The following is a 25,521-nucleotide window of genomic DNA, read 5'->3' on the forward strand; positions in this document are numbered from 1 at the left end:
CCTACCGGGTTCGTGAGGATTCCGCACCCCTGCGGTGCGGTGCGGTGCGTCCGTGTCAGGACGCACCGCATCGTGCTCAGACGTCGAGGTGGTCGACCAGCTCGTCCGCCAGGCCCGTGTACGTCGCCGGCGTGAGGTTCGTCAGGCGGGCCTTCGCGCCGTCCGAGATGTCCAGGCCGTTCACGAACACGATGAGGTCCTGCTGGGTCACGCGCTTGCCGCGGGTGAGGTCCTTGAGCATCGCGTAGGGGTCCTCGATGTTCGACTGCCCGGCGGTGACCTCAGCGCGGATGACCGTCTGGATCGCCTCGGCGAGGACCTCCCAGTTGTGGTCGAGGTCGTCGGCGAGCTTGACCTCGTTCACCGCGATCTCGCCCAGGCCGCGGCGCAGGTTGTCGAGCGCGAGCAGCGAGTGCCCGAACGCGACGCCGATGTTCCGCTGCGTGGTGGAGTCAGTCAGGTCGCGCTGCAGACGGCTCGTCACCAGGGTCTCGGACAGGGTGGAGAACAGCGCCGACGAGATCTCGAGGTTCGCCTCGGCGTTCTCGAACTTGATCGGGTTGATCTTGTGCGGCATCGTCGACGACCCGGTGGCACCGGCGACCGGGATCTGCGTGAAGTACCCCATCGAGATGTAGGTCCACACGTCGGTCGCCAGGTTGTGCAGGATGCGGTTGGCGTGCCGGATCCGGTCGTACAGCTCGGCCTGCCAGTCGTGCGACTCGATCTGCGTGGTGAGCGGGTTCCAGGTGAGCCCGAGGCCCTCGACGAACTCGCGCGACAGCGTCGGCCAGTCGGCCTCGGGGTCGGCGGCGAGGTGGGCGGAGAAGGTGCCGGTCGCACCGGAGAACTTGCCGAGGTACTCGCCGCCCTCGATCTGGGCCAGGACACGCTCGAGCCGGTAGACGACGACCGCGAGCTCCTTGCCGAGCGTCGAGGGGGTCGCGGGCTGCCCGTGCGTGTGGGAGAGCATCGGGACGGCGCGCAGCTCGACGGCGAGGGTCCGCAGCTTCTCGAGCACGGCACGGAAGGCCGGCAGCCAGACCTGGTCGACGGTGTCCCGCACGGTCAGGGCGTAGGACAGGTTGTTGACGTCCTCGCTCGTGGCGGCGAAGTGGGTGAGCTCGGCGATCGAGTCGAGTCCGAGCTCGGACAGGCGGCGGCGCACGAAGTACTCGACGGCCTTGACGTCGTGGCGGGTGGTGGCCTCGATCTCGGCGAGCTCCGCGATCTGGTCCTGCCCGAAGGACGAGGCGATCGCGCGCAGCGCGGCCTTGTCGTCGACGCTGAGCGGCGAGGTGGTGAACATCGCGTGGTCGGTCAGGAAGACCAGCCACTCGACCTCGACCACGATGCGCGCGCGGTTGAGCCCGGCCTCGGAGAGGTGCTCGCCCACCGTGTGCACGATCGGGTAGTAGCGCCCGTCGAGCGGGCTGATCGGCTGCGGGGGAAGGGGGTCATGGGGCTCCCTGACGGACTGCCGGCTCGAGCTGGTGGAAGAGCGCCCGGCAGGCCCGTTCGACGGTCGAGAGCACTCGGTCGAACTCGTGCCGGTCCGCGTAGTACGGGTCCGGCACGTCGGTCTGCTGGGGCCAGGCGTCGTCGTACCGCAGCAGGAGCGTCACCTTGGCGGAGTCGTCCATGGTCGGTGCCCACGATCGCAGGACGCGTTCGTGGGAGCGGTCGAGTGCGACCACCAGATCGAGGTCCGGGAACCGGTCCGGGTCGAACTGACGGGCGCGATGCCTGCTGCCATCGTATCCGCGTGCCGCGAGGGCTGCGATCGTGCGCTCGTCGGCCGGTTCGCCGACGTGCCAGTCACCGGTGCCGGCCGACTCGACGTGGAAGCGGTCGGCGAGCCCGGCGTCCGCCGCGATCTGCGCGAAGACGACGCCGGCCATGGGGGACCGGCAGATGTTGCCACTGCAGACGAACGAGACGCGGAACGGGGCGTCGACGTCCGGGGCCATGGTCACATCATGACGCAGGGAGGGGTCCTCCGCGAGGTCCGTCCGCGTCACGCCCGCTGGCGGTTCAGCACCGGACGGACGAACAGCCCGATCAGCCAGGCGAACACGGCGAGCACGAAGGCACCCACGATGCCCCAGCCGAACGACTCGACCTCGAGCCCGAAGCCGAACGCGTCCGAGATGCCCGCGACGATGAGCAGCAGGATCGCGTTCACGATGAAGGAGATGAGCCCGAGGGTCAGGATGTAGATCGGGAACGCCACGATCCGGATCAGCGTGCCGATCACGGCGTTGACGAGCCCGAACACGAAGGCCACGAGCAGGTAGGTGAGCACGGTCGCCGTGGTCCCGCCGTCGCCGAACGCGGTGACGGAGACGCCGCTGACGATGAGCGTGGTGAGCCAGAGGGCCACGGCGTTGACGACGAGGCGGACGAGGAATCGCATGCTCCCATGATGCCCTCCGACACCCGCGCAGTCGCCGACACCGCCCGCGCGGCCGCAGGTAGCCTGTGCAGGTGAGCGAGCAGCGAGTGCACATCCGGCCCGAGATCGCGGTCCTCCCCGCCTACAAGCAGGGACGCCAGGCCGCCGACGACGCCTTCAAGCTGTCGAGCAACGAGAACCCGTTCCCCCGCTCCCCGGGGTGGTCCAGGCCGTGCAGGCGCAGACCGCGTTCAACCGATACCCGGACGCCACCGCCCTCGCCGTCCGTGCCGCACTCGCGAACCGGTTCGGTCTGACCGCCGACGAGGTGCACGTCGCCCCAGGCAGCGTCGCGATCCTGCACGAGCTCGCCCGTGCGACCTCCGGCCCGGGCGACGAGATCGTCTACGCCTGGCGGTCGTTCGAGGCCTACCCCGGCGTCGTCACCGTCGCCGGTGCCACGAGCGTGCAGGTGCCGAACCGGCCGGACGGCGGGCACGACCTCGACGCGATGGCCGCTGCCGTCACCGACCGCACCCGCATGGTGATCGTCTGCTCGCCGAACAACCCGACCGGTCCGATCGTGACCGAGTCCGAGTTCGCGACCTTCATGGCCGCGGTGCCGCAGTCCGTGCTGGTCGTGCTCGACGAGGCATACGCCGAGTTCGCCACCGACGAGGCCGCCGTGCACGGGCACCCGTTGCTCGCCCGGTACCCGAACCTGGTCGTCCTCCGGACCTTCTCGAAGGCGTACGGTCTCGCCGGTCTCCGGGTTGGCTACGCCCTCGGCCCGGAGTACGTGCTCGAGGCGGTCCGCGCGTGCGCGATCCCCCTCTCCGTCACGGCCCAGGGCCAGGCGGCCGCACTGGCCAGCCTGGAACGCGAGGGAGAACTGCTCGAGCGGGTCTCCGAGATCGCCGCGCTGCGCGACCGCATCGTCACCGAGCTCCGCGAGCAGGGCTGGGCCGTGCCGGACGCCCAGGGCAACTTCGTCTGGCTGCCGACGGGGACCGCACGGTCGCCGCGGCCGCCGCCTTCGAGGAGGCCGGCATCATCGTGCGAGCCTTCCCGCCGGAGGGCATCCGCATCTCGATCGGCGAGCACGAGGCTGTGGAAACGCTCCTCGAAACGGCCCGCTCGCTTGTGGGGGACCTCCAGGTGGCCGACTGATGCCTGCCGCTACGCTGGCCCGCATGTCATTCCGCGCCGCGGCTCCCGCGACGACCACCGTCCGGCTCCTCGACCCCGAGGGTCGGTTCGTGGAGACCGACGAGAACGCCGAGTTCGCCGCCGCCGCGCGGGCGATCCCCGACGAGACCCTGCTGGCGATGCACCGCCGCATGGTCCTCACCCGACGGTTCGACCACGCCGGCCACAACCTGCAGCGCACCGGCCAGCTCGGCCTCTGGGTGCCGAGTCACGGGCAGGAAGCCGCACAGACCGGCTCCGCCTTCGCCCTGCGCGCCCAGGACCACGTCTTCCCCTCGTACCGGGAGCACGCCGTCACGATGCAGCGCGGTGTCGAGCCGATGGAGATCATCGCGATGTACCGCGGGCAGACCCACGGTGGATGGGACCCGGACCAGCGCGGCAACACGCACATCTCGACCCTGGTGATCGGCTCGCAGACCCTGCACGCCACCGGCTACGCGCTCGGCCAGAAGCTCGACGGCGACGTCGGCACGGGCGACCCCGACCGTGACGCATGCTCCATCGTCTACTTCGGCGACGGCGCGACGAGCCAGGGCGACGTGAACGAGGCGTACGTGTTCTCGGCGTCGTCCAAGGCGCCCGTCGTCTTCTTCCTGCAGAACAACCACTGGGCGATCTCGGTGCCGGTGTCGGTGCAGTCGCCGACGCCACTCGTCGACCGTCCCCGCGGCTTCGGGATCCCGAGTGTGCTGATCGACGGCAACGACATCCTCGCCTCGTACACGGCGTCCGTCGTCGCCACCGACCACGCCCGCAGCGGTCAGGGTCCCGCGTTCATCGAGGCGGACACGTACCGCATCGGCGCGCACACGAGCTCGGACGACCCGAGCCGGTACCGTGCCGACGGCGAGCTCGAGGACTGGGTCCGCCGCGACCCGATCGTCCGCTCCGAGGCGTACCTGCGCTCGAAGGGCGCGACCGACGCGCAGTTCGCCGCGTTCGACGAAGAGGGCGAGGACATCGCCGCCGACGTCCGCCGCCGTACCGTGGCGCTCACCCCGCCGTCCGTCGACGTGATGTTCGACAACGTCTACCGCGAGCCGCACCCGCTGGTCGCCGAGCAGAAGGCCTGGCTCGAACAGTACGAGGCCGGCTTCGAAGGGGGCGCCCACGCATGAGCACCACCGAGCAGCTCTTCGACTACACGCTGCGGTCCCACCCGGGCGCCGGCGAGGTCCCGAGCGACCCCACCCCGACACTGCCGATGGCGAAGGCCCTCAACGCCGGGCTCGCCGCGGCGATGCAGGCGGACGACAAGGTCCTGCTGATGGGCGAGGACATCGGCCAGCTCGGCGGCGTCTTCCGCATCACCGAGGGCCTGCAGGACCGCTTCGGCCCGGAGCGCGTGCGGGACACCCCGCTCGCCGAGGCCGGCATCATCGGCACCGCGATCGGCCTGGCCCTGCGCGGCTACCGCCCGGTCGTCGAGATCCAGTTCGACGGCTTCGTGTGGCCCGGCTTCGACCAGATCACCTCGCAGCTCGCGAAGATGGCGAACCGGCTGCCGGCGCACATGTCGCTGCCCGTCGTCATCCGCATCCCCTACGGCGGCCACATCGGCGCCGTGGAGCACCACCAGGAATCCCCCGAGGCGTACTTCGCGCACACCCCCGGTCTGCGCGTGGTCAGCCCGAGCACTCCGAACGACGCCTACTGGATGATCCAAGAGGCCATCGCCTCGAAGGACCCGGTCGTCTTCCTCGAGCCGAAGTCGCGCTACTGGCCCAAGGGCCAGGTCGACCTCGTCGACGGGCACGTCCCGATGCACACCACGCGTGTGGCGCGCACCGGCACCGAGGTCACCCTCGTCGGCCACGGTGCGATGGTCGCGACCCTCATGCAGGCCGCCGAGCTCGCCGAGTCCGAGGGCACGAGCTGCGAGGTCATCGACCTCCGTTCGATCTCGCCCATCGACTGGGAACCGATCCTCACCTCGGTCCGCAAGACCGGTCGCCTCGTCATCGCGCAGGAGGCCTCCGGCTTCGTCAGCGTCGGCAGCGAGATCGCCGCCACGGTCGCCGAGAAGGCGTTCTACACGATGCAGGCGCCGCCGCTGCGGGTGTCCGGGTTCGACATACCGTTCCCGGTCTCGAAGCTGGAGCACCTGCACCTGCCGGACGCCGACCGCGTCCTCGAGGCCGTCGACCGCGCCCTCGCGTACTGATCCTGCTCGACCGACCCAACTCGTCCGAACGCCGAAGGAGCCGTCAGTGGCCGTCGCCGAATTCCCCCTGCCCGATGTGGGCGAAGGCCTCACCGAGGCCGAGATCGTGCAGTGGCGCGTTGCGATCGGGGACGAGATCACCGTCGACCAGGTCCTGGTCGAGATCGAGACCGCGAAGTCGCTCGTCGAGCTGCCGTCGCCGTTCGCCGGCACCGTCACCGGGCTGCTCGTGTCCGAGGGTGACACGGTCGAGGTCGGCAAGCCGATCATCCGTGTCGAGTCCGACGCGTCGGTCGCGTCCGGCGCGCCCGTCACGGCTCCGGCCGCGCCGGCCGCTCAGTCGGGAGGCCCGGCACCGGTCGCGGACAGCGTCCCGACCTCGCCCGCGGTCGCCCCTACCCCGCCTGTGGCGCCCGCCCCGGCAGCTCCGGTCGCGCAGACCCCGCCCGCCCCCACGGTGGCCCCGGCACCCGCTGCTGCCCCTGCTCCCGTCGTCGCTGCCGCGCCCGCGGCTGCACCGGCAGCGCCGGTGCAGCCCGTCGCCGACGGCGCTTCCGTCGTCGGGACGGACGAGTCCTCCGGCGCCGTCCTCGTCGGCTACGGCTCCGCGACCTCGTCGCCGTCGCGTCGCAAGCCGGGCGCCCGCCGGGCCGCAGCCCTGGCGGCCGAGGCGAGCCGTGCCTCCAGTGTGGATGCCGCAGCAGCGGCGGAAGCCGCCGTCGACCCCGGTGAGGACAGCACCGCCGAGGCGATCAGCGCGCTCGGCTCGGGGTCCGGGCGCAAGCAGAGCGCCGCGACCAACGTGCTGGCGAAGCCCCCGATCCGCAAGCTCGCGAAGGACCTCGGTGTCGAACTGACCGAGATCGTCGCCACCGGACTGGCCGGCGAGGTCACCCGCGACGACGTCATCCGGCACGCGAAGCAGGCCAGCGTCTTCCGCAACATCGAGACGCCCGAGTGGGGCGAGGTGCGCAGCGAGACGATCCCGGTCAAGGGCGTCCGCAAGGCCATCGCGACCGCGATGACCACCTCGGCGTTCACCGCACCGCACGTGTCGCTGTTCGTCGACGTCGACGCGACCCACACGATGGAGTTCGTCAAGCGGCTCAAGGCCTCGCCGACGTTCGCCGGTGTCAAGGTCTCGCCGCTGCTCATCGTCGCGAAGGCCGTCATCTGGGCCGTCCGCCGGAACCGTTCGGTGAACTCGACCTGGACCGACCGCGAGATCATCGTCCACCACTTCGTGAACCTCGGCATCGCCGCGGCGACCCCGCGTGGGCTCATCGTGCCGAACATCAAGGACGCGCAGGACATGTCGCTGCTCGAGCTGGCGCAGGCGCTCGAGGAGCTCACCCTGACCGCCCGCGACGGCAAGACGACGCCGAAGCAGATGGCGAACGGCACGGTGTCGATCACGAACATCGGGGTGTTCGGCATGGACACCGGGACCCCGATCCTCAACCCGGGCGAGGTCGCGATCGTCGCCATGGGCACGATCAAGCCGAAGCCGTGGGTCGTCGACGGCGAGGTCCGGTCGCGCATGGTCACGACCATCGGTGCCTCGTTCGACCACCGCGTCGTCGACGGCGACGTGGCGTCGCGCTTCGTGCACGACGTGGCCTCGGTGCTCGAGGAGCCGGCGCTCCTGCTCGACTGAGTGGCGTTCAGGGGACGGCGCGTCGGTCGTTCCGCTTCGTGAGCAGAAATGGTCGGGTGGCTTCGAGCCACTCGACCATTTCTGCTCACCATCTGCGGCCTTCCGCAAACGTCGCGTGGTGTTCACACGGATGTCGGTGGTGCGGGGGATGATCGGGACATGGTCCACCAGCTCCTGACCCCGTCGCAGGAGATCCGAACGGATCGCCTCCTGCTCACCCCGCTCACGCCGGCCGACATCGACGACGTGCACGCGGTGTTCTCCGACGCCCGCACGTGGCAGCACCTGCCGAGCGGTCGGCACGTCGCCCGGAGCTCGAGCGTGGACCTGGTGCAGCGCAAGATCGGCGGTCGTGCACGACACGGACTCGGTTCGTGGGCCGTCCGCACAGCTGCCGACCATGCGTTCGTCGGGGTCGGCGGGGTCGACATGACCGCCGGTGGGGTTTGGAACCTCGGGTACCGTCTGGCGCCCGCCGCCTGGGGGCAGGGCTTCGCGTCCGAGATCGCACTCGCCGCGGTGCGCGCCGCCGCCGACACCGCGCCGGACGTCCCCGTGACGGGTCGCGTGCTCACGAACAACCCCGCGTCCGCCGCGGTGCTCCGCCGTTCGGGCCTGTCGCTGGTGTGGCAGGGGGCTCCCGGGGTGCAGACGTCGTCCGCCGTGGGGGTCGACGGGCAGGTCTGGACCGACCGGCTGCTCTCCGACGAGCAGTTCGCCTGGCTGGTCGCCAACGCCTGAGCGACGGGTGACCTCGCGGATGCGGCTCAGCGCAGCGTCCGGAACAGAGCGTCCGCCTCCCGCGGAAGCTCCTGCCGCAGAGACCACTGCACGGTGTTCCAGTCGTGCCCGCTCCCCGGCGCGAACGCGACGGTGGTGGTCGCGCCGGCTGCGCGCGCTGCCCTGCCGAGTGCCCGGGCGTAGCGACTGAACGCGTGGTCCGACGACCCGGCCGTCAGCCACACCCAATGCTCGTCGAGCCCGTTCGCCCGCATCTGCGCGATCGGGGCCGCGCGCTCCCAGGCCGCGATCGACCCGCCGAACGCCTGGTCGGCACTGTGCCGCGGGTTCTGGTCCACGGGCTGCAGCTCGCTCGAGATCGCGAGCGCGGCACCGAACGCGTAGGGTGACCCGGTGACGAACTGCATGGCGCACGTCGCCCCCTGGGAGAACCCGACGACGCCCCAGGCGCTGCGGTCGGTGGTGACGGGCAGGTGGGCGGTGAGCCAGCTGGGCACGTCCTCGGTGACGTAGCTCGCCGAGTTCCCCAGCTTCGAGTCGACGCACATCGGGTTGCGCCCGGGCGCGGACAACTGGTCGACGGACACGACGATCGGCGCTCGTCCGTGGTGTGCAGCGGCGTAGGCGTCGAGCACGGTGCCCATCTGACCGGCGGTGAACATGTCACTCGGGGCTCCGGGCTGGCCGGCGAACGCCAGGATCACCGGCAGCGGCGCGGGGTCGTTCACGAGGGCGGCGGGTGGCAGGTAGACGACGGCCGGACGCGCGGGGAAGCCGGAGCGCGAACCGGGGATGTCGACGGTTCGGACCTGGCCGACGGCCGGCATCCTGGCAGCGGGCGCTGCCGCGAGGTCGAGCGCCGGGTAGGGATCGCTCTGCACGACCGTCCCGAGGGTCGGGTACTTCGCGAACTCCACGTTGACGCCGAGCGCGGGCACGAGCAGGGCTGCCGGGACGAGCACCACCGCCAGCACCCGGCGCCAGCGACCGCCCTGCACGATCCCGGTGACCGCCAGGGCCAGTGCAGCAGCCGCCAGGGCGACCCACATCCGCGTGACCGGACTCAGGGCGACGCCGAACAGGTTCAGCACGTCGCTGACGAGCCAGCACACGACGAGCACGACCACGGCGGCTCCGGCGGTGACGGCTGCCCGCACCCCGACCGTCCGCCAGGCCTGACGAGTGCGGAACGACCGCAGCGCCGGCAGCAGCACCGCGACGGCGAGCGCCGCGAACGCGAGGTCGATCGGCACCAGCTCTCGACGGTGCCTGCAGCTGTGTGGCGAGCAGCCACTCGGTGGGACTCACGAGCGTGCCGTCGCCCGGTCGTCGGACGCCGGCCGGTGTGCCTGCCGCAGCGCCCACAGGTGCTTCGGTCGGAGCCCCGGCACGTACGCGGCGGCCAGCGCCCGCGCGACCCGCGGGACGTGCAACGGCGTGGGCACGACGATCCAGAGCGGTTCGTGGCGGGCGCCGAACTTCTCCTTGAAGCGCTGCAACGAACGGAATCCGTAGACCGGCTCGAGCACGCGGGCCAGGAGCACCGAGCCGTGGGCGACCAGGGATCGTGCGCCGGCGTGCGCGGCCAGCGGCGTGCCGGACAAGCTCACGATCGTGAGTCCGGCATCGCGGGCACGGAGCGCGGTCCGTGCGATGAGGAACTCCATCACCCCGGGCATCCCGTCCTCGCCGCGGCGCATGACGTCGAGCGTGTACCCGGTCAGCGCGCCGTGCTCGTACACGGGCAACCAGCTCGTCACCGCGGTCGCGTGTCCGTCCGCCGCGACGGCGAGCAGCAGGCGGACATCCGGGTCGTCGAGCTCGCGGAACCCACCGAGCGTGAACCCCATCTCCGGCAGCCGTCGGTCCGCTGCCCACCGGGTGCAGATCGCCGCGACCTCGGCGCGACGGTCGTCGTCGAGCGCCGCGAACGTCGTCCACTCGTCGTGGACGCCTTCACGCTCGGCACGGTTCGACGCGGTCCGCAGGTCCTGCCGCTTCTTCCCGCGCAGGTCGAACGCGGTGACGTCGAGCACCGATTCGACGCCGACGGGCAGCGCGGTCCAGCCTTCGGCAGCGAGGATCTCGCGGATCGGTTCGTGCACGCTCGTGAACGCGGGTACCCAGCCGTTGCGGTCGCAGAACGCGGCGAAGGCCGTCACGACCTCAGCGCGGTCGGCCGCGGAGCACGCGGGGTCGGACACCGTGAGGGCGACGTCGCCGCTGACCCGGTAGGCGACGGCACCGAGGCCGCCCGGGTGCGTCCAGGTCGCGTTGCCGTGCCACGTGCCCATGTGGCCGAGCGTGCCGGCGTCACCGTCGCGGAGCATCTCCACGAGGTCGTCGCGACAGGCCCCGGCAGCGTGGAACCGACGACGGACCAGCCGGCCGTGCAGCGCGAGCACCGTGAGCAGGACGACAGCGGGCACCAGCCACGCCCCGAGCAGGGTGACCTGCCACTCCAGCGCGTCCAGCCCGAGCCCCTGCCACCGGACGGCGCCGTCCTGCATCGGTTCGATCACGAAGACGTCGGCCAGCACCGCGGTGAGCGTCACCAGGACCCCGGTCGCCAGGGCGATACCGGCGCGCCGTCCGCGGTGCACCAGCCATGCGGCGCAGAGCAGGAGGAGTCCGGTGACGACCGCCGAGCGGTCGCTCATCGCGTCGGCGAACAGCGACAGGACACCGTCGGGGTCCGGCACGACCGGCGTCACGAGCGTCCCGGCACCGAGCGCGATGAGCGCGCTCACCACGACGGTCCGTGCGCTGACGGTGTCGCGCGTGGTGCGGGCGGCAGGACGGGAGGCGCGGCGCACGACGAGCACACCGGCCGCGGTCCCGAGCAGCGTCGCCAGGGCGCGGGCCAGGTCCGAACCGTGGCCGGCGAACAGGACGAGTGTCAGCACCACGGTCCACAGCGCGACCCGCGTCCGCCAACGGCGTTGGGTCGGCATCGCGGCGGAGGCGGCCCCGAGCAGCGCGGCGGCCACGATCGAGGGCGCGAAGAGCGGTTGGCCGACGGCGAACTCGGCGTGCGCCTCACCCAGGGCGGAGCCGATCGTCACCGTGAGGAGTGTGGCGAGCAGGGCGAGCACCGGCGCCCCGACGCCGATGAGGAGTGTCCGGACCGAGCCGAGGGACCGCTCGGCGAGGACGGTCGTCAGCACCACCGCGGCCAGGGCCAGACAGGCGACGGGTGGGTGGTGCGGGAAGTCCGGCTCCGCGTGCGTCATCCGGGCGGACAGGACGACGACGACCGCCGCGACCGCCGCGACGACGGACACGGGGAAGCGGACGAGCCGTCCGAACAGTGCTTGAGGGGCCACGGTCTCATCCCACACGGCCCCGGACGCCGCGTCATCGCCCCGCGGCGTGATCCACGATGGCCGATCGGCCATCCGGGCCGACCCGGAGGATGACGGTCAGGCCGGAGCAGTCGGCTGCAGGTGTCCGACGGGGAGCCGCAGGTGCAGGGCGAAGCCGTCGTCCGGCTGCGGCCCGGAGTCCATGCTCCCGCCCAGCAGCGAGGCGCGTTCACCGAGGCCGATCAGCCCGAGACCGGACCCCGGGAGCTCGAGTCGCGCCGCCCGCGCCGGCCCGTTCACGACGTCCACCAGCACGTGCCCGGCGGAGACGCGGCCGCTCACCCGGACCGTCGCGTCGGGCGCGTGCTTGCGGACGTTCGTCAGCCCTTCCTGGACGAAGCGGTACACGGCGCGCTGCAGCGGTTGGGCCAGGGTGTCGGGCAGGTCCACGGTCACGCGGGTCTCGAGACCGCTCTCCGCGATGAGCCGTGTCAGGTCGGCCAGCACCGGTTGCGGGGCGATCTGCCGATCGGTGCCGCCCGAGGCCCGGAGCACCTGGACCATCTCGCGCAGCTCCTGCAGCGTGACGACGCACAGCTGCCGGATCGTCCGCGCGAAGCCGCGTTCCGCTTCGTCACGCCCGGCCATCTGCATCGCCCCGGCCTGCACGGCGATGAGGGTGACCTGGTGGGAGACGACGTCGTGCATCTCGCGGGCGAGGAGCGCGCGTTCACGGGACAGCGCGACCGCGGCAGCCTGGCGACGTTCGTCCTCGCGGGCCCGGTGCAGCTCGACGAGCTGGTCGGTGAGGCGTGCACGGGTCTGCACGAGCAGTCCGACGGCGAGCGGACCGAGCGCGAAGATGAGCGCGTAGACGATCGACACGACGATCTCGCCGAGGGACTGCGGCGGCCCCACGAACCCACCGAAGCCGACGAACTGCACCAGCGCTGCCAGGAGCATGAGCCACCGGCGCTCGGTGCGCTCCCCGAGCGTGAACAGCGCGATGGTCGCGGCGACCACCGCGGACCCGACGAACAGCCCGGGCACGGTCAGGGCGAACGTGAGCACCGGGAAGCGACGACGGAGCACCAGCGCGGCGGCGGCGGTCAGGGACAACACCGTCTCGAGGATGGTCGCCCCGGAGATGTCGAGCACGGCGTCGGCGAGGGCGGCCGCGACGAACAGCGCGTCGACCAGCCACCAGGCTGCGCGGCGGGTGCGCACCCAGCGCAAACCGGCGTCGACCAGGCGGTCGAGCCTCCCGTCGGTCTCGGCGAGGACGCGTCGGACGCGACCGGCCGTTGGTCGGTCAGCCATCCAACAGGCCGGCCTCGGCGGCGCGCAGGGCGAGCTGGACCCGTGTCGAGACCCCGAACGCGGACAGGAGTGCGCGGACGTCCTCCTTCACGGTGCCGGTGCTGACGCCCAGGCGGGCGCCGATGTCGGGATTGCTCGCCCCGCACGCGACCAGACGCACCACGGCGCGCTCCCGTTCGGAGAGCGACGGGGGTGGCGGGCCGGACGGCTGCGCGGCGAACAGGCGCGAGCGGTCGACCCCGGGTGCGATGACCACACCGCCCCTGGCGAGCACACGGACGTACTCGGCGAGGGCCTCGGGGTCGGTGTCCTTCAACAGGAACCCGGCGGCGCCGAGCTCCATCGCGCGCCCCACGTACTCGTCCGCGTCGAAGGTGGTGAGCATCGCGACCGTCGGCGGTTCGGCGAGGGCACGCAGCGCACGGAGGACCTCGATGCCGTCCACCCGCGGCATGCGCACGTCGAGAAGGACGACGTCCGGGGTGTGGTCGCGGATCACCTGCACCGCGTCGACGTCCCCGGTCGTGGCGACGACGTCGATGTCCGGTGCGGCACCGAGGATCAGTTCGAAGCCGTACCGGACGAGCGTCTCGTCGTCGACGATCACCACCGTGGTCACGGCCGTCATCTTGCCACGCACGTTGGCGTTCCGAGGTCGACTCGCTACTGTGATGGGAACTGGTCATGTCCGCGCATGACCACCACCCAGGACCAGCAACGGAGCACGAGGGACGCATGACCAGCCGCATCACCGAGGGTGCCGAACCGAAGCACCAGCAGTTGCGGCGCATCCTGCTCGACCTCGCCACCGCGCGCCTGGCCCCCGGCGCCGCGATCCCGTCCGAACGCCAGCTCATCGCCGAGTACGGCGTCTCACGGATCACCGTGCGCGAAGCCCTCGGGCAGCTCGTCAACGAGGGCTACCTGGAGCGCGTCCGCGGCAAGGGCACCTTCGTGGCACACCGCCCCGTGCAGTCGACGCTGCACCTGGCGTCGTTCACCGAGGAGATGCGGGCGATGGGGCACGTCCCGACGACGGTGGTCCTGGTGCGCGAGGAACGCGTGCCGCCGAGTGACACCGTGGCGGCGCTGCGGCTCGACGCCGAGGTGTCGGCCTTCCACGTGAAGCGACTCCGGATGGCGGACGGCGCTCCGGTGTCGATCGACGACGCCTGGCTCGTGGCCGATGCGTTCCCGGGCCTGCTCGACCACGACCTGTCCGGGTCGGTGTACTCGATCATCGCGAACGAGTACGGCACCCCGATCGACCGTGCACAGCAGACGGTGGCTGCGAACCCGGCGGCCGACGACGTCGCGACCCTGCTCGGCACGAAGACCGGTGCCCCGGTGCTCGAGTTCGACCGGGTGTCGTACGCGGGGAGCGCCCCGTGGAGCACACCCGCAGCTGGTACCGCTCGGACCGCTACCGGGTGCAGATGGAGGTCACCGCGACCCCCGCGGTCGCCTGAGTTTCCGCCCGGGTACGCGAGAGCGACTGTGTGCCGCGAACAGTTCGCGGTACACAGTCGCTTCGGCGGGAAGAACCGGGGTGGATCCGGGTCAGACCTCGAACAGGGTGTCGCCGTCGAGCACCGAGGTGCCCACCGTGCCCTGGTCGACGGTGTCCGGCGCGGAACCGAGCACCACGACGGGGCAGATCGGCGAGTAGCCGGCGGCCGAGATCACCGAAGGGGTGAACCGGACGACGGGGTCGCCGGCAGTGACCGTCGCGCCCTCGGCCGCGAGGAGCTCGAAGCCCTCGCCCGACAGCTTCACGGTGTCGATGCCGACGTGGACGAGCACGTCCGTGCCCGCCGAGCCCTGCAGCGCGAACGCGTGCGGGTGCAGCTTCACGATGGTGCCGTCGACCGGGGCCACCGCGGTGACCGCGCCCTCGACGCCCGTCGGGTCGACGGCCACACCGGCGCCGACGAGCTGGCCGGCGAACACCGGATCCGGTACGTCAGCGAGGGCGACGACCGGGCCGGCGAACGGGGTCCGGACGCTCGTCACAGTTCGTCCTGGATGTCCTGCGCGAGGTTGTCGGCGACCGTGCCGACGATGACCTGCCAGCCGGTGCCGCCACCGACGACGGCCTGGGCGCCCGCGGCCTGCAGCGCGGCCTTGTCGACGAGGTCACCGTCCTCGACCTCGACGCGGAGGCGCGTGATGCAGCCCTCGACCTCTTCGATGTTGTCGGCACCGCCGAGCGCGGCGATGATGTCGGCTGCCTTGATGTCGGCCATCGTTTCCTCCTCGTTAAGGGTTCTCGCAACAGGTTGACACGGGACCGGTCTCGGTTCAGACTACGGAACTGGTCATGACCGGACAGGACCGGACCTGGCGACACCGCCGAGGTTACCTGCGCTGGCTGCACGACTCAACTCACCCCGACAGCTCCACCCAATGACGAGAGGACCTCCGATGAGCGCCACCACTGCCACGGACGTGCCGGAGAAGAAGAAGCCGAAGAAACAGTCCCGGCTGTTCGCGCAAGCGCAGCGCCTCGGGCGGAGCCTGCTCCTGCCGATCGCGGTCATGCCCGCCGCGGGCATCCTGCTGCGCCTCGGTCAGTCCGACATGCTCGGCGCCATCCCCGGCTTCGAGCAGGGCGCGACGATCATCGCCGCCGCGGGCAACGGTGTGTTCACCTGGCTACCGCTGCTCTTCGCGGTCGGCATCGCGATCGGCTGGGCGAAGAAGTCGGACGGCACGACCGCGCTCGCGGCCGTCGTCGGCTACATGGTCATGTACCAGGTGTTCGCGGCGATGTCGCCGATCGTCCTCGCCGGGGTGAAGGACGCCAACGGCGACCAGGCCACCATCAACTTCGGTGTCCTCGGCGGCATCGTGATGGGCCTCGTGTCCGCCGTGCTGTGGGAGAAGTTCCACCGGACGAAGATGCCCGACTTCCTCGGGTTCTTCTCCGGCCGGCGCCTCGTCCCGATCCTGACTGCTGCAGCCGCGCTCATCATCGCCGTGCTCATGTCGTTCGTCTACCGCTACTTCGACATCGCGCTCACGGCCGCCGGCCAGGCCGTCGCCGACAACGCGGTGATCGGTGGCGGCGTCTTCGGGTTCGTCAACCGCATGCTCATCCCGATCGGCCTGCACCAGCTGCTCAACTTCTTCCCGTGGTTCCAGCTCGGCAGCTTCTCGACCGGTGGCGTCACCTACCACGGTGACATCCAGCGCTTCCTGGCGGGTGACCCGACCGCTGGCATCTTCCAGACCGGGTTCTTCCCGATCATGATGTTCGCGCTGCCCGCCGGTGCCCTCGCGATCTGGCGCAACGCCAAGCCGCAGAACCGCAAGCTCGTCGGTGGCATCATGCTCTCCGCCGCCCTCACCTCGTTCGTGACCGGCATCACCGAGCCGCTCGAGTACTCGTTCATGTTCGTGGCGTTCCCGCTGTACGTCATCCACGCGGTGCTCACCGGTTCGTCGCTGGCGCTGGTCAACGCACTCGGGATCCGCGACGGGTTCTCCTTCTCGGCCGGTGCGATCGACTTCGTGCTGAACTTCGGCAAGGCGGACGGGGCGATCTGGCTCATCCCGATCGGCCTCGGCTACGCCGTCGTCTACTACTTCCTGTTCAGTTTCGTCATCAAGAAGTGGAACCTCCGCACGCCCGGGCGTGAAGAGGACACGATCGCCGAGAACACGATCGACGCGGCCACCAAGCCGTAGACGTCACCACGTGACGGACAGGAGGCGCGGTGCCAGCTGGCACCGCGCCTCCTGTCCGTTTGTCGTCACCACCAGAGCGCCGATACCGGTTTTGACAATCGTTATCAGCAAGCGCTACCGTCGGAGCATGCACAACCGCCTCCTCGCCCTCCCGCTCGTCGCCGGCGCCGCCGCGCTCGCCCTGACGGGCTGCGCGACCTCCTCGGCCTCGGGCAACGCCAGCAGCGACGGGAAGATCGCCGTCGTCGCCTCGACCAACGTCTACGGCTCGATCGTCCAGTCGATCGGTGGCGACCAGGTGTCGGTCACGAGCATCCTGAACGACCCCTCGCAGGACCCGCACTCGTTCGAGTCGAGCGCCCGCACCCAGCTCGCGGTGTCGAAGGCCGACCTGCTCATCGAGAACGGCGGTGGGTACGACGACTTCATGACCACGCTCGCCGACGCCTCGGACACCAAGGCCGACACCATCAACGTGGTGAAGCTCTCCGGCTTGGACAAGGGCGGCGACGCCGAGTTCAACGAGCACGTGTTCTACAGCTACCCGACGATGGTGAAGCTCGTCGACGACGTCACGAAGCGCCTGTCCGCGCTCGATGCGGGCGACGAGGCCACGTTCGAGAAGAACGCCGACGCGCTCACGACGAAGCTCGAGGACCTCGAAGCCCGGACCGCCGACCTGAAGAAGACGTACGACGGCGAGAAGGTGGCGTACACCGAGCCGGTGCCGGGCTACCTCTTCGATGCGATCGGTCTCGACAACGTCACCCCCGAAGCGTTCTCCGAGGCGATCGAGGAGGGCGACGACGTCCCGCCGGCAGCCCTCAAGGACACCCTCGCGCTGTTCAGTGGCAAGAGCGTGGAGCTGCTCGCCTACAACGACCAGACCTCGAGCGCCGAGACCGAACAGGTCAAGAAGGCCGCCGGCCAGAACGACGTCCCGGTGGTCGGTGTCACGGAGACGCTCCCCAAGGGGCAGGATTACGTCTCGTGGCAGCAGGCGAACATCGACGCGGTGCAGGCGGCGCTCCAGAAGTGACGACCTCGACCGCAGCAGCGACGACCGACAGCCCGGCGACCACCTCGGTGGACGACCGGGCTGCGGCCCGTCCGGTCCTGGCCCTGCGCGACGCCGGGCTGTCCTTCGGTGAACGGAAGCTCTGGGGACACCTGGACCTGGACATCGCGCCGGGGAGTTCGTCGCGGTCCTCGGCCCGAACGGCGCCGGCAAGACCTCGCTCCTGCGCACGGTGCTCGGGCAGCAGCGCCTGACGAGCGGCACGATGTCGTTCCTCGGCCAGCCCGTCCGGCGTGGACACCGGAAGATCGGCTACATCCCGCAGCAGCGCCTCATGGAAGCCGGCACCCCCTGCGCGCGCGGGACATGATCGCGCAGGGTGTGACGGGGCACCGGTGGGGTGTCCTGCCGACGTCGAAGGCCGACCGCGCCCGCATCGACCGCATCCTCGACGAGGTCGGCGCCACCGCGTTCGCAGACGCCCCGGTGGCCGAGCTGTCCGGCGGCGAGCAGCAGCGCACCCGCGTCGGTCAGGCCATCGCCGCCGACCCGGCACTGCTGCTGTGCGACGAACCCCTCATCTCGCTCGACCTGCGGCACCAGCGCGGCGTCACCGAGCTCATCGACCGGCAGCGTCGGCAGCACGATGCAGCCGTCTTGTTCGTGACGCACGACGTGAACCCGATCCTCGACGTCGTCGACCGGGTCCTGTACATCGCCGGCGGCCGGTTCCGGATCGGTTCCCCCGACGAGGTCCTGCGCGCCGACGTCCTGAGCGACCTGTACGGCACCCCCGTCGACGTCGTCCGCACGATGGGCCGCATCGTCATCGTCGGCGCGAACGACGCGCACGACCACCACCACGGCGAGGTCGACCCGCACGCCCCGGCGTCGGACGAAGGGCGGATCTGATGGACGTCCTGTCGACGGTCTTCTCGTTCCAGGACTACGGCGAGCTCGTGACCCTGGTGCAGAACTCGATCTGGGCCGGCGCGGTGCTCGGCATCGTCGGCGGGCTCATCGGCCCGTTCGTCGTCGCCCGGAACATGCCCTTCGCGGTGCACGGCATCTCGGAGCTGTCCTTCGCCGGCGCGAGCGCGTCCCTGCTGCTCGGTGTCAACGTCGTCACGGGCTCGCTCGTCGGGTCGGTGATCGCGGCGCTGCTCATCGGGGTGCTCGGCTCGAGAGCGCGCGACCGCAACTCGATCATCGCCGTGCTCATGCCGTTCGGCCTCGGGCTCGGCATCCTGTGCCTGGCGCTCTACAAGGGGCGTGCGGCCAACAAGTTCGGGCTGCTCACCGGCCAGATCGTGTCGGTGGACAACCCGCAGCTGACGTTCCTCATCGTCATCGCCGCCATCGTGGTCGCGACCCTGCTCGTCATCTGGCGGCCGCTCATGTTCGCGTCGGTCGACCCCGACGTGGCCGCGGCCGCCGGCATCCCGGTGCGGACGCTCGCGATCGTGTTCATGCTCGTCCTCGGCCTGGCCACCGCGGTGTCGGTGCAGATCGTCGGCGCCCTGCTCGTGCTGTCGCTGCTCGTCACCCCGGCCGCTGCGGCACTGCGGCTCAGCTCGCACCCGGTCGTGGTGCCGGTGCTGTCCACGGTGTTCGCCGTGGTGTCGGTCGTCGGTGGCATCCTGCTGGCACTCGGCGGCGGACTGCCGATCAGCCCCTACGTGACGACCATCTCGTTCGCGATCTGGGTGGTCTGCCGGATCGTCGGGGCCAGGCGCGACCGCCGTGGACGCGACCGGGTCGTCCGCCGCGACCAGCGTGGCGGGGGCGCACCGGGCCTCCTGTCCGGAACGAACAGAACCGGAACCGGAACCGGAGCCGGAGCCGGAACCGGAACCGGAGCCGGAACGTCAGCCGAAACGAAGGTGGGTGCACCAGCATGAACGCCGTGCAGAAGGTCAAGCGGAACACGTGGCAGCGCGAAGCGGTGCGTGGTGCCCTCGACTCCACCGACGGGTTCGTCAGCGCGCAGGCGCTGCACCAGCACCTGCGTGACGAGGGCTCGACGATCGGCCTCGCCACCGTCTACCGGGCGCTCGCCGACCTGGCGACCGAGGGCGACGCCGACTCGCTGCAGCAGGACGGCGAATCGCTGTACCGGGCGTGCACCACGGACGCGCACCACCACCACCTGATCTGCCGGAACTGCGGCCGGACGGTCGAGATCGAGGCGGACCCCGTCGAGCAGTGGGCGCAGGACGTCGCCGCCGCCAACGGGTTCACGAACGCCAGCCACGTCGTGGACATCTTCGGTGAGTGCGCGGTGTGCACGGCATCTGCCGCCGCAGCCGGACCGCGGACCGGCGACGCCGCCGGCGAGTAGCGTCCGCGCCATGCACGTCATCCTGGTCCCCGGGTTCTGGCTCGATGCGAGCGCGTGGGACGACGTCGCCCCGGTGCTGCTGCAGGCGGGCCACACGGTCGAGGCGATCACCCGCGACGGTGACACGCTCGACGAGCAGGTCGCAGCGCTCGTGGAGCGCCTGGACGACGTCGCCAGCCCGGACGAGCCCGTCGTGCTCGCCGGTCACTCCGGCGCCGGGCCGATCGCGTACATGGCCGCCGACCAGCGGCCCTCGCTCGTCGCACACCTGCTCTACGTCGACACGTTCCCCGGTCCCGCCGGCGGCTGCGTGAACGACGAGCTGCCCGTGGTCGACGGTGTGGTGCCACTGCCGTCGTGGGACGTCTGGGAGCCGGCCACGGTGCGCGGGATGACGCCAGCGTTGCGGGAGTCCTTCGAGCACCGGGCGATCCCGGAGCCGGCAGCCGTGCCGTCCGACCGGTTCCACTACGCCGACGCCGCCCGGCACACGATCCCGGCGACGGTGATCACCTGCGAGATCCCGGCGACCGAGCTCGCGACGATGGTGGCCGACCACCAGACCTGGGCTGGGGAACTCGTCGCGACCGAGGAGCTCAGCATCGTCGGACTCGAGACCGGACACTGGCCGATGTTCACGGCGCCGCTCGAACTCGGCGAGCTCATGGTGCGCGCGCTTGCGACACGCCCGGAGCTCGCGTAAGCTCTTCCCTTGGTCCTCCACGTCCGCGTGGTGGACCCGTTGTTCCAAGCCCTCCGACCGTCGCGAACGCCGCGGTCGCGTGGTGTCCGTTCCCCTTCGACAGGGGCTGCGGGCCTGGGCGGTGTGCACAACCCCCTCGCATGCGCCACTCCGGTGGTCCTGCGCGTGCGCACCAGGCAAGTGAACTTGGGTGCGGCCGTCCGGTCGCACGGTACCTCAGGAGGAAACCATGGCAGCAGTGTGCCAGGTGACCGGCGCCGTTCCCGGCTTCGGTCACAACATCTCGCACTCGCACCGCCGGACGAAGCGCCGCTTCGACCCGAACGTGCAGAAGAAGACGTACTACGTGCCGTCGCTGCGTCGCAACGTGACGCTCAACGTCAGCGCTAAGGGCATCAAGGTCATCGACGCACGGGGCATCGAGTCCGTCGTCAAGGACGTCCTCGCCCGTGGGGAGAAGATCTGATGGCGAAAAAGGGTCAGGACATCCGTCCGATCATCAAGCTCCGCTCGACGGCGGGCACCGGGTTCACGTACGTGACCAAGAAGAACCGTCGGAACAACCCCGACCGTCTCGTGCTGAAGAAGTACGACCCGGTGATCCGCAAGCACGTCGACTTCCGTGAGGAGCGCTAAGCATGGCGAAGAAGAGCAAGATCGCGAAGAACAACCAGCGTGCCGTCATCATCGCGCGCTACGCCGAGCGTCGTCTCGAGCTGAAGAAGGCCCTCGTGGACCCGAACGGCTCCGACGAGTCGCGTGAGGCCGCTCGCGTGGGCCTGCAGAAGCTGCCCCGCGACGCATCCCCGATCCGCTACCGCAACCGCGACGCGATCGACGGCCGCCCCCGTGGCCACCTGGGCGAGTTCGGCATCAGCCGTGTCCGCTTCCGCGACATGGCCCACCGTGGAGAGCTCCCCGGCATCACGAAGAGCTCCTGGTAAGCACTCGCAGTACCCGACGCCCCGTCACCTCCTGGTGGCGGGGCGTTCGCTGTGTCCGGGGTACAAGGGCGCCTCAGTGGTCACATCTGCCCCGCTGGACCCGCGACAAGCCCGGAAATCCGGGCGAGTCGGCTGAATTCGTCCGATGTGGCTGGTAGGTTCAACTCCGGTTCCGCCGGGCCCTCGGCCCACTGGCACCGTGGCACGGGGCAACCGCTCCGGGCGCCGGACGGCACGTCCGTCCGACCGATACTGCAAGAAGTCCGAGGAGGACATCCAATGGCTGACAAGTCACTGAACCGCACCGAGCTCGTCGCTGCCGTCGCCGCCGAGTCCGGCCAGAGCCAGGCCACCGTCAACGGCGTCGTCGACGCGCTCTTCAGCGTCGTCTCGTCGTCCGTCGCGGACGGCACGAAGGTCACGATCCCCGGTTGGATCGCCTTCGAGAAGACGCACCGCGCCGCCCGCACCGGCCGCAACCCGCAGACGGGTGAGGCCATCGAGATCGCCGCGAGCGACTCGGTCAAGGTCAGCGCCGGCTCGAAGCTCAAGGCTGCGGTCAAGTAAGACTGTTCCGCGCATCGGGAGGGACGGCTTCGGCCGTCCCTTTCGTCGTTCCCGGGGCGCGTTCGTCGGGCCGGCTCGGGTTGCGTTCGTCGGGTCGCGTTCGTCCTGCCGCGTCGACCGGGAGGCCCGTGCCGGTTCCCACAGGTCGGCCCGGCCGGTTCGGTGGCCGGGTGGGCACCGCCTAGGCTTGACGGGTGAATCGGATCGCGCGCATCGCCGGTCCCGCCGTGCTCCTGCTCGTCGGGTTCGTGGCGCTGCTCACGGCACTCGTCATCGGCGGTGGCGCGAACGCAGCGCTGATCGCCGACCCCGGTGCCCTGGTCCGATTCGGTCTGCCGATCTCCCGGCTGGTCGTGGACCTGTCCGCCGCTGCGACGATCGGCGGTCTCGCGCTGGCCACCGTCGGACTCTCGCGCTCCGGGCCCGAGTGGAACCGTGCCATCGACGTCGCGGCTGCCGCCAGCGGGCTCTGGACGGTGTCGTCCGCGGTCACCACCTTCTTCACGTTCCTGAGCGTCGCCGGTTCGAAGATCAGCATCGACGAGCAGTTCGGCCAGTCGATGGGCGTGTTCCTCACCGGCACGGACCTCGGGCTCGCCTGGCTCGTGACGGTGCTCGTCGCCGCCGCCGTCACGGTGCTCTGCTTCGCCGTCCGCTCCCGGGGCATGGTCGCCCTGACCGCCGGCATCTCGATGATCGGCCTCGTCCCGCTCGCACAGCAGGGCCACGCCGCGGGCACCGCGAGCCACGACGCCGCCGTGACCGCCCTCGGGCTGCACCTGGTCGGCGCCGCGCTCTGGGTCGGTGGCCTGACCATGCTCGTGCTCCTGCGCGGCGTGCTGCCCGGTGACCGCCTGGCCGTGGTCGTCGCGCGGTACTCGAGCATCGCGCTCGGGTGCTTCGTGCTCGTGGCGGTGTCGGGTGTCGCCTCGGCACAGATCCGCGTGGGTGCCCTGTCGAACCTGTTCACGCCGTACGGCACCCTCGTGCTGGTCAAGATCGGCGCGATCGTGGCGATCGGGGTCCTCGGTGCCGTGCAGCGTCGGCGTGCGATCCGCTCCCTGACCGAGGCGCCGGCACGGCACCGCCCGTTCTGGACCCTGATCGTGGTCGAGCTCGCCGTGATGGGCGTCGCATCGGGCTTCGCCGCGGCGCTCGGACGCACGGCCACCCCGGTCGACCAGATCGCGCTGAGCAAGACGACCGATCCGAGCCCCGCCGAGCTGCTCACCGACGACCTGCTGCCGCACGCGCCCGGGGCCTGGGGCTGGCTGACGCAGTGGAACATCGACCTGTTCTGGCTGATGGCGGCCGTGCTGCTCGCCGCGACGTACGCCGCCGGTGTCGTGCGCCTGCGCCGCGCCGGGGTCCGCTGGCCGGTGCACCGTTCGGTGGCGGCGGCCCTCGCGATCGTCTCACTCGTCGTCGCGACGTCCGGTTCGCTGCACCAGTACGACCGGTTCCTGGTGTCGGCGAACGTCGGCGCGCACGTGCTGCTCGGCCTGGTGGTGCCGGCGCTGGTGTGGGCGGCGGCCCCGGTCGTGCTCATCCGGGCCGCGGTGCACCCGCGCGACGACGACAGCACCGGGGTGCGCGAGTGGACCGGTGTGCTGGTCGACAACGCTGCGGTCCGCTACCTCGTGCAGCCCTTCCCGGCGTTCCTACTCGCCGCGGCGGTGTGGTGGGCGTACTTCGCCACCGACGCCGTCCGGTGGTCGGTGAGCGACTCCACGGGGCGCACGGTCATCGACGTGGGCTTCCTGCTCGTCGGGCTCCTGGCGATGCCGACGCTCTTCACACCGATCGCAGCGGGCCAGCATCACCCGACCCGCGGTGCGGCGGTCGTCCGGATCGTCGGTGCGGCGGTCGTCGCCGCCGGAGCGGTGTCGCTCGGCGTCGCGATGCGCGGGCCGCTCGGACTCCTGCAGGCGTCGTGGTTCGGGGCGATGGGGCGGACGTGGGGCCCCGATCCGCTCGTCGACCAGGCCCGTGGTGGGCTCGTGCTCGTGGCCGCCGGGGTGCTGCTCCTGCTGGCGGTCGTCGTGATGGCGCTCGTGCAGCTGCGGCGTGCCGGATCGCCGGCTCGCACGCTCGGAGCGGACGGGCGCACCCTCGAGCAGGACGCACGATGAGCGTCGAGCTCAGCGACGAGCAGCGGGCCGTCTTCGAGTACATCGAGCACACCCGTGACCACGTCTTCATCACCGGTCGTGCCGGCACGGGCAAGTCGACCCTGCTCAACCACCTGTCGTGGAACACCGAGAAGCAGGTCGTGATCTGCGCACCGACCGGGGTCGCGGCCCTGAACGTCGGTGGTCAGACGATCCACTCGCTGTTCCGCCTGCCGATCGGGCTCATCGCCGACGCCGAGCTGCGCCAGGGGCCGGACACCCGCAAGCTCCTGAACACCATCGACACCCTGGTGATCGACGAGGTCTCGATGGTGAACGCCGACCTGCTCGACGGGATGGACCGCTCGCTCCGCAAGGCCCGCGGGCGGCAGTTCGAGGCGTTCGGCGGTGTCCAGGTGGTCATGTTCGGCGACCCGTACCAGTTGCCGCCGGTCCCGGGTGGTGCCGACGAACGCGCCTACTTCACCGACCACTACCGGTCGATGTGGTTCTTCGACGCCAAGGTGTGGCTCGAGGCGAAGCTGAACATCATCGAGCTCGCCACCGTGCACCGCCAGCGCGACGACGCCTTCGCCGCCATGCTCACGGCGGTGCGGCACGGGCGCGTCACGGCCGAGATCGCGGACCAGCTGAACACCGCGGGCGCCCGACCCTCACCCGACGACGCCATCACCCTCGCCACCCGGAACGACACCGTCGCACGCATCAACAAGGCGGCGCTCGAGCGGTTGCCCGGCAAGGTGAAGACCGCGAAGGCCGACGTCAACGGCGACTTCGGCGGGCGGAACTTCCCGGCCGACGAAGCCCTCGAGCTCAAGCCGGGCGCGCACGTGATGTTCCTGCGCAACGACGCCGACCAGCGGTGGGTGAACGGGACGCTCGGCATCGTCACGGCGATCCGTGACACGGTGTGGGTCGACGTCGACGGAGAATCGTTCGAGGTCCAGCCGTCGGTGTGGGAGAAGTTCAAGTACTCCTACGACGCCGACAAGAAGGAGCTCAAGAAGGACACCGTCGGTGAGTTCCAGCAGTTCCCGTTGCGGCTCGCCTGGGCGGTGACGATCCACAAGTCCCAGGGCAGCACCTACGACCGCGCGGTGGTCGACCTGGGCAACCGGGTGTTCAGCGCCGGGCAGACCTACGTCGCGCTGTCACGCCTGACCTCGCTCGAGGGGCTGTACCTGACCCGGCCCCTGCGGCCACAGGACATCATCGTCGACACGGACGTCCGACGCTTCATGTCCGAGGCGCCACGCATCGTCGCGACGGCACTCGAAGCCCGGAAGCCGAAACCGGACGACGACTCCGACGACGACGCCTGACGCACCCACG

At 70.7% G+C, this 25,521-nt stretch carries 24 protein-coding genes and 3 pseudogenes; 18 read left to right on the forward strand and 9 right to left on the reverse strand.

Translation table 11 applies throughout. From position 1 onward, the window contains the following. Window positions 1-76: 76 nt before the first annotated feature. The 3 genes from purB to JN350_RS04635 are packed head-to-tail and all read right to left on the reverse strand — an operon-like array spanning window position 77 to window position 2,416. A complete protein-coding gene (purB, locus tag JN350_RS04625) occupies window positions 77-1,438 on the reverse strand; it encodes an adenylosuccinate lyase (RefSeq protein WP_205464361.1) in 1,362 nt (453 codons plus the stop codon). A 19-nt stretch (window positions 1,439-1,457) separates the two neighbouring features. Continuing rightward, the gene (locus JN350_RS04630; RefSeq protein WP_111087056.1) at window positions 1,458-1,970 is read right to left on the reverse strand and encodes a low molecular weight protein-tyrosine-phosphatase; all 513 of its coding nucleotides are present in this window, start codon (window positions 1,968-1,970) and stop codon (window positions 1,458-1,460) included. Between the two features lie 47 nt (window positions 1,971-2,017). Then, a complete protein-coding gene (locus tag JN350_RS04635) occupies window positions 2,018-2,416 on the reverse strand; it encodes a phage holin family protein (protein ID WP_111087052.1) in 399 nt (132 codons plus the stop codon). A 71-nt stretch (window positions 2,417-2,487) separates the two neighbouring features. Between JN350_RS04635 and JN350_RS04640 the strand changes: the two are divergent. The 5 genes and pseudogenes from JN350_RS04640 (at window position 2,488) to JN350_RS04660 (ending at window position 8,169) form a co-directional block, all read left to right on the forward strand. Then, window positions 2,488-3,565, forward strand: a pseudogene (locus tag JN350_RS04640) (histidinol-phosphate transaminase). Between the two features lie 23 nt (window positions 3,566-3,588). Beyond that, the gene (locus JN350_RS04645) at window positions 3,589-4,725 is read left to right on the forward strand and encodes a thiamine pyrophosphate-dependent dehydrogenase E1 component subunit alpha (protein ID WP_205463702.1); all 1,137 of its coding nucleotides are present in this window, start codon (window positions 3,589-3,591) and stop codon (window positions 4,723-4,725) included. Between the two features lie 86 nt (window positions 4,726-4,811). After that, complete coding sequence (locus JN350_RS04650; RefSeq protein ID WP_240347686.1) at window positions 4,812-5,771, forward strand: alpha-ketoacid dehydrogenase subunit beta; 960 nt, start codon at window positions 4,812-4,814, stop codon at window positions 5,769-5,771. Between the two features lie 46 nt (window positions 5,772-5,817). Then, entirely contained in the window at window positions 5,818-7,428 is a 1,611-nt protein-coding gene (locus tag JN350_RS04655) for a dihydrolipoamide acetyltransferase family protein (protein WP_205463703.1), read from the forward strand. Between the two features lie 159 nt (window positions 7,429-7,587). Then, window positions 7,588-8,169 (forward strand): GNAT family N-acetyltransferase, encoded by a 582-nt coding sequence (locus JN350_RS04660; protein WP_205463704.1) that lies wholly within the window; start codon window positions 7,588-7,590, stop codon window positions 8,167-8,169. A gap of 26 nt (window positions 8,170-8,195) precedes the next feature. Here JN350_RS04660 and JN350_RS04665 read toward each other — a convergent pair whose 3' ends face one another. The 4 genes from JN350_RS04665 to JN350_RS04680 all read right to left on the reverse strand — a co-directional run bounded on the left by JN350_RS04665 (window position 8,196) and on the right by JN350_RS04680 (window position 13,422). Beyond that, the gene (locus JN350_RS04665; RefSeq protein WP_205463705.1) at window positions 8,196-9,422 is read right to left on the reverse strand and encodes an alpha/beta hydrolase; all 1,227 of its coding nucleotides are present in this window, start codon (window positions 9,420-9,422) and stop codon (window positions 8,196-8,198) included. Between the two features lie 51 nt (window positions 9,423-9,473). Further along, the gene (locus tag JN350_RS04670) at window positions 9,474-11,495 is read right to left on the reverse strand and encodes a bifunctional lysylphosphatidylglycerol flippase/synthetase MprF (RefSeq protein ID WP_205463706.1); all 2,022 of its coding nucleotides are present in this window, start codon (window positions 11,493-11,495) and stop codon (window positions 9,474-9,476) included. 96 nt (window positions 11,496-11,591) lie between these two features. Then, a complete protein-coding gene (locus tag JN350_RS04675; RefSeq protein WP_205463707.1) occupies window positions 11,592-12,794 on the reverse strand; it encodes a sensor histidine kinase in 1,203 nt (400 codons plus the stop codon). Continuing rightward, on the reverse strand, window positions 12,787-13,422 hold the full coding sequence (locus JN350_RS04680; protein WP_240347555.1) for a response regulator transcription factor: 636 nt from the start codon (window positions 13,420-13,422) through the stop codon (window positions 12,787-12,789). The genes JN350_RS04675 and JN350_RS04680 overlap by 8 nt, the downstream gene beginning before the upstream one ends. 107 nt (window positions 13,423-13,529) lie before the next feature. Here JN350_RS04680 and JN350_RS04685 point away from each other — a divergent pair. Next, window positions 13,530-14,114 (forward strand): annotated as a pseudogene (locus tag JN350_RS04685) (GntR family transcriptional regulator); the annotation flags it as partial. A gap of 240 nt (window positions 14,115-14,354) precedes the next feature. On the opposite strand, the gene JN350_RS04690 reads toward JN350_RS04685, so the two are convergent. After that, window positions 14,355-14,807 carry a PTS sugar transporter subunit IIA gene (locus JN350_RS04690; protein ID WP_205463709.1) on the reverse strand — a complete coding sequence of 151 codons (453 nt, stop codon included), beginning with the start codon at window positions 14,805-14,807 and terminating at the stop codon, window positions 14,355-14,357. Next, complete coding sequence (locus JN350_RS04695; RefSeq protein WP_071253138.1) at window positions 14,804-15,040, reverse strand: PTS transporter subunit EIIB; 237 nt, start codon at window positions 15,038-15,040, stop codon at window positions 14,804-14,806. Before JN350_RS04695 ends, JN350_RS04690 begins: the two co-directional genes overlap by 4 nt. Before the next feature lie 178 nt (window positions 15,041-15,218). Here JN350_RS04695 and JN350_RS04700 point away from each other — a divergent pair, with 178 nt between their 5' ends. The 12 genes and pseudogenes from JN350_RS04700 to JN350_RS04755 all read left to right on the forward strand — a co-directional run bounded on the left by JN350_RS04700 (window position 15,219) and on the right by JN350_RS04755 (window position 25,511). After that, the gene (locus JN350_RS04700; protein ID WP_205463710.1) at window positions 15,219-16,484 is read left to right on the forward strand and encodes a PTS transporter subunit EIIC; all 1,266 of its coding nucleotides are present in this window, start codon (window positions 15,219-15,221) and stop codon (window positions 16,482-16,484) included. 127 nt (window positions 16,485-16,611) lie between these two features. Then, complete coding sequence (locus JN350_RS04705) at window positions 16,612-17,523, forward strand: metal ABC transporter solute-binding protein, Zn/Mn family (protein ID WP_205463711.1); 912 nt, start codon at window positions 16,612-16,614, stop codon at window positions 17,521-17,523. Window positions 17,524-17,570: 47 nt separating this feature from the next. Further along, a pseudogene (locus tag JN350_RS04710) lies at window positions 17,571-18,414 on the forward strand (metal ABC transporter ATP-binding protein). Continuing rightward, on the forward strand, window positions 18,414-19,403 hold the full coding sequence (locus tag JN350_RS04715) for a metal ABC transporter permease (RefSeq protein WP_205463712.1): 990 nt from the start codon (window positions 18,414-18,416) through the stop codon (window positions 19,401-19,403). The pseudogene JN350_RS04710 and the gene JN350_RS04715 overlap by 1 nt, the downstream one beginning before the upstream one ends. Then, complete coding sequence (locus JN350_RS04720; RefSeq protein WP_205463713.1) at window positions 19,400-19,843, forward strand: Fur family transcriptional regulator; 444 nt, start codon at window positions 19,400-19,402, stop codon at window positions 19,841-19,843. The genes JN350_RS04715 and JN350_RS04720 overlap by 4 nt, the downstream gene beginning before the upstream one ends. 10 nt (window positions 19,844-19,853) lie before the next feature. Next, entirely contained in the window at window positions 19,854-20,546 is a 693-nt protein-coding gene (locus JN350_RS04725) for an alpha/beta fold hydrolase (protein ID WP_205463714.1), read from the forward strand. A gap of 229 nt (window positions 20,547-20,775) precedes the next feature. After that, window positions 20,776-21,012: a 50S ribosomal protein L28 gene (gene rpmB, locus JN350_RS04730; protein WP_111085377.1), complete on the forward strand. Its 237-nt coding sequence runs from the start codon at window positions 20,776-20,778 to the stop codon at window positions 21,010-21,012. Next, on the forward strand, window positions 21,012-21,182 hold the full coding sequence (gene rpmG, locus JN350_RS04735; RefSeq protein WP_017886456.1) for a 50S ribosomal protein L33: 171 nt from the start codon (window positions 21,012-21,014) through the stop codon (window positions 21,180-21,182). The genes rpmB and rpmG overlap by 1 nt, the downstream gene beginning before the upstream one ends. A gap of 2 nt (window positions 21,183-21,184) precedes the next feature. Continuing rightward, window positions 21,185-21,490 carry a 30S ribosomal protein S14 gene (rpsN, locus tag JN350_RS04740; protein ID WP_111085378.1) on the forward strand — a complete coding sequence of 102 codons (306 nt, stop codon included), beginning with the start codon at window positions 21,185-21,187 and terminating at the stop codon, window positions 21,488-21,490. A 279-nt stretch (window positions 21,491-21,769) separates the two neighbouring features. Beyond that, window positions 21,770-22,057 carry an HU family DNA-binding protein gene (locus JN350_RS04745; protein WP_111085379.1) on the forward strand — a complete coding sequence of 96 codons (288 nt, stop codon included), beginning with the start codon at window positions 21,770-21,772 and terminating at the stop codon, window positions 22,055-22,057. Between the two features lie 194 nt (window positions 22,058-22,251). Further along, window positions 22,252-24,189 (forward strand): cytochrome c oxidase assembly protein, encoded by a 1,938-nt coding sequence (locus JN350_RS04750; protein WP_205463715.1) that lies wholly within the window; start codon window positions 22,252-22,254, stop codon window positions 24,187-24,189. Then, window positions 24,186-25,511: an ATP-dependent DNA helicase gene (locus JN350_RS04755; RefSeq protein WP_194648368.1), complete on the forward strand. Its 1,326-nt coding sequence runs from the start codon at window positions 24,186-24,188 to the stop codon at window positions 25,509-25,511. Before JN350_RS04750 ends, JN350_RS04755 begins: the two co-directional genes overlap by 4 nt. Window positions 25,512-25,521: the final 10 nt, after the last annotated feature.

The organism is Curtobacterium sp. 24E2, assembly GCF_016925595.1.
Taxonomy (GTDB): domain Bacteria; phylum Actinomycetota; class Actinomycetes; order Actinomycetales; family Microbacteriaceae; genus Curtobacterium.

Bases quoted from the DNA above. Each gene is read 5' to 3' on its own strand.
- JN350_RS04630 (WP_111087056.1), bottom strand. From the start codon at position 1,970: ATGGCCCCGGACGTCGACGCCCCGTTCCGCGTCTCGTTCGTCTGCAGT.
- JN350_RS04635 (WP_111087052.1), bottom strand. From the start codon at position 2,416: ATGCGATTCCTCGTCCGCCTCGTCGTCAACGCCGTGGCCCTCTGGCTC.
- JN350_RS04645 (WP_205463702.1), top strand. From the start codon at position 3,589: ATGTCATTCCGCGCCGCGGCTCCCGCGACGACCACCGTCCGGCTCCTC.
- JN350_RS04650 (WP_240347686.1), top strand. From the start codon at position 4,812: ATGGCGAAGGCCCTCAACGCCGGGCTCGCCGCGGCGATGCAGGCGGAC.
- JN350_RS04660 (WP_205463704.1), top strand. From the start codon at position 7,588: ATGGTCCACCAGCTCCTGACCCCGTCGCAGGAGATCCGAACGGATCGC.
- JN350_RS04675 (WP_205463707.1), bottom strand. From the start codon at position 12,794: ATGGCTGACCGACCAACGGCCGGTCGCGTCCGACGCGTCCTCGCCGAG.
- JN350_RS04680 (WP_240347555.1), bottom strand. From the start codon at position 13,422: ATGACGGCCGTGACCACGGTGGTGATCGTCGACGACGAGACGCTCGTC.
- JN350_RS04695 (WP_071253138.1), bottom strand. From the start codon at position 15,040: ATGGCCGACATCAAGGCAGCCGACATCATCGCCGCGCTCGGCGGTGCC.
- JN350_RS04700 (WP_205463710.1), top strand. From the start codon at position 15,219: ATGAGCGCCACCACTGCCACGGACGTGCCGGAGAAGAAGAAGCCGAAG.
- JN350_RS04705 (WP_205463711.1), top strand. From the start codon at position 16,612: ATGCACAACCGCCTCCTCGCCCTCCCGCTCGTCGCCGGCGCCGCCGCG.
- JN350_RS04715 (WP_205463712.1), top strand. From the start codon at position 18,414: ATGGACGTCCTGTCGACGGTCTTCTCGTTCCAGGACTACGGCGAGCTC.
- JN350_RS04720 (WP_205463713.1), top strand. From the start codon at position 19,400: ATGAACGCCGTGCAGAAGGTCAAGCGGAACACGTGGCAGCGCGAAGCG.
- JN350_RS04725 (WP_205463714.1), top strand. From the start codon at position 19,854: ATGCACGTCATCCTGGTCCCCGGGTTCTGGCTCGATGCGAGCGCGTGG.
- rpmB (WP_111085377.1), top strand. From the start codon at position 20,776: ATGGCAGCAGTGTGCCAGGTGACCGGCGCCGTTCCCGGCTTCGGTCAC.
- rpmG (WP_017886456.1), top strand. From the start codon at position 21,012: ATGGCGAAAAAGGGTCAGGACATCCGTCCGATCATCAAGCTCCGCTCG.
- rpsN (WP_111085378.1), top strand. From the start codon at position 21,185: ATGGCGAAGAAGAGCAAGATCGCGAAGAACAACCAGCGTGCCGTCATC.
- JN350_RS04745 (WP_111085379.1), top strand. From the start codon at position 21,770: ATGGCTGACAAGTCACTGAACCGCACCGAGCTCGTCGCTGCCGTCGCC.
- JN350_RS04755 (WP_194648368.1), top strand. From the start codon at position 24,186: ATGAGCGTCGAGCTCAGCGACGAGCAGCGGGCCGTCTTCGAGTACATC.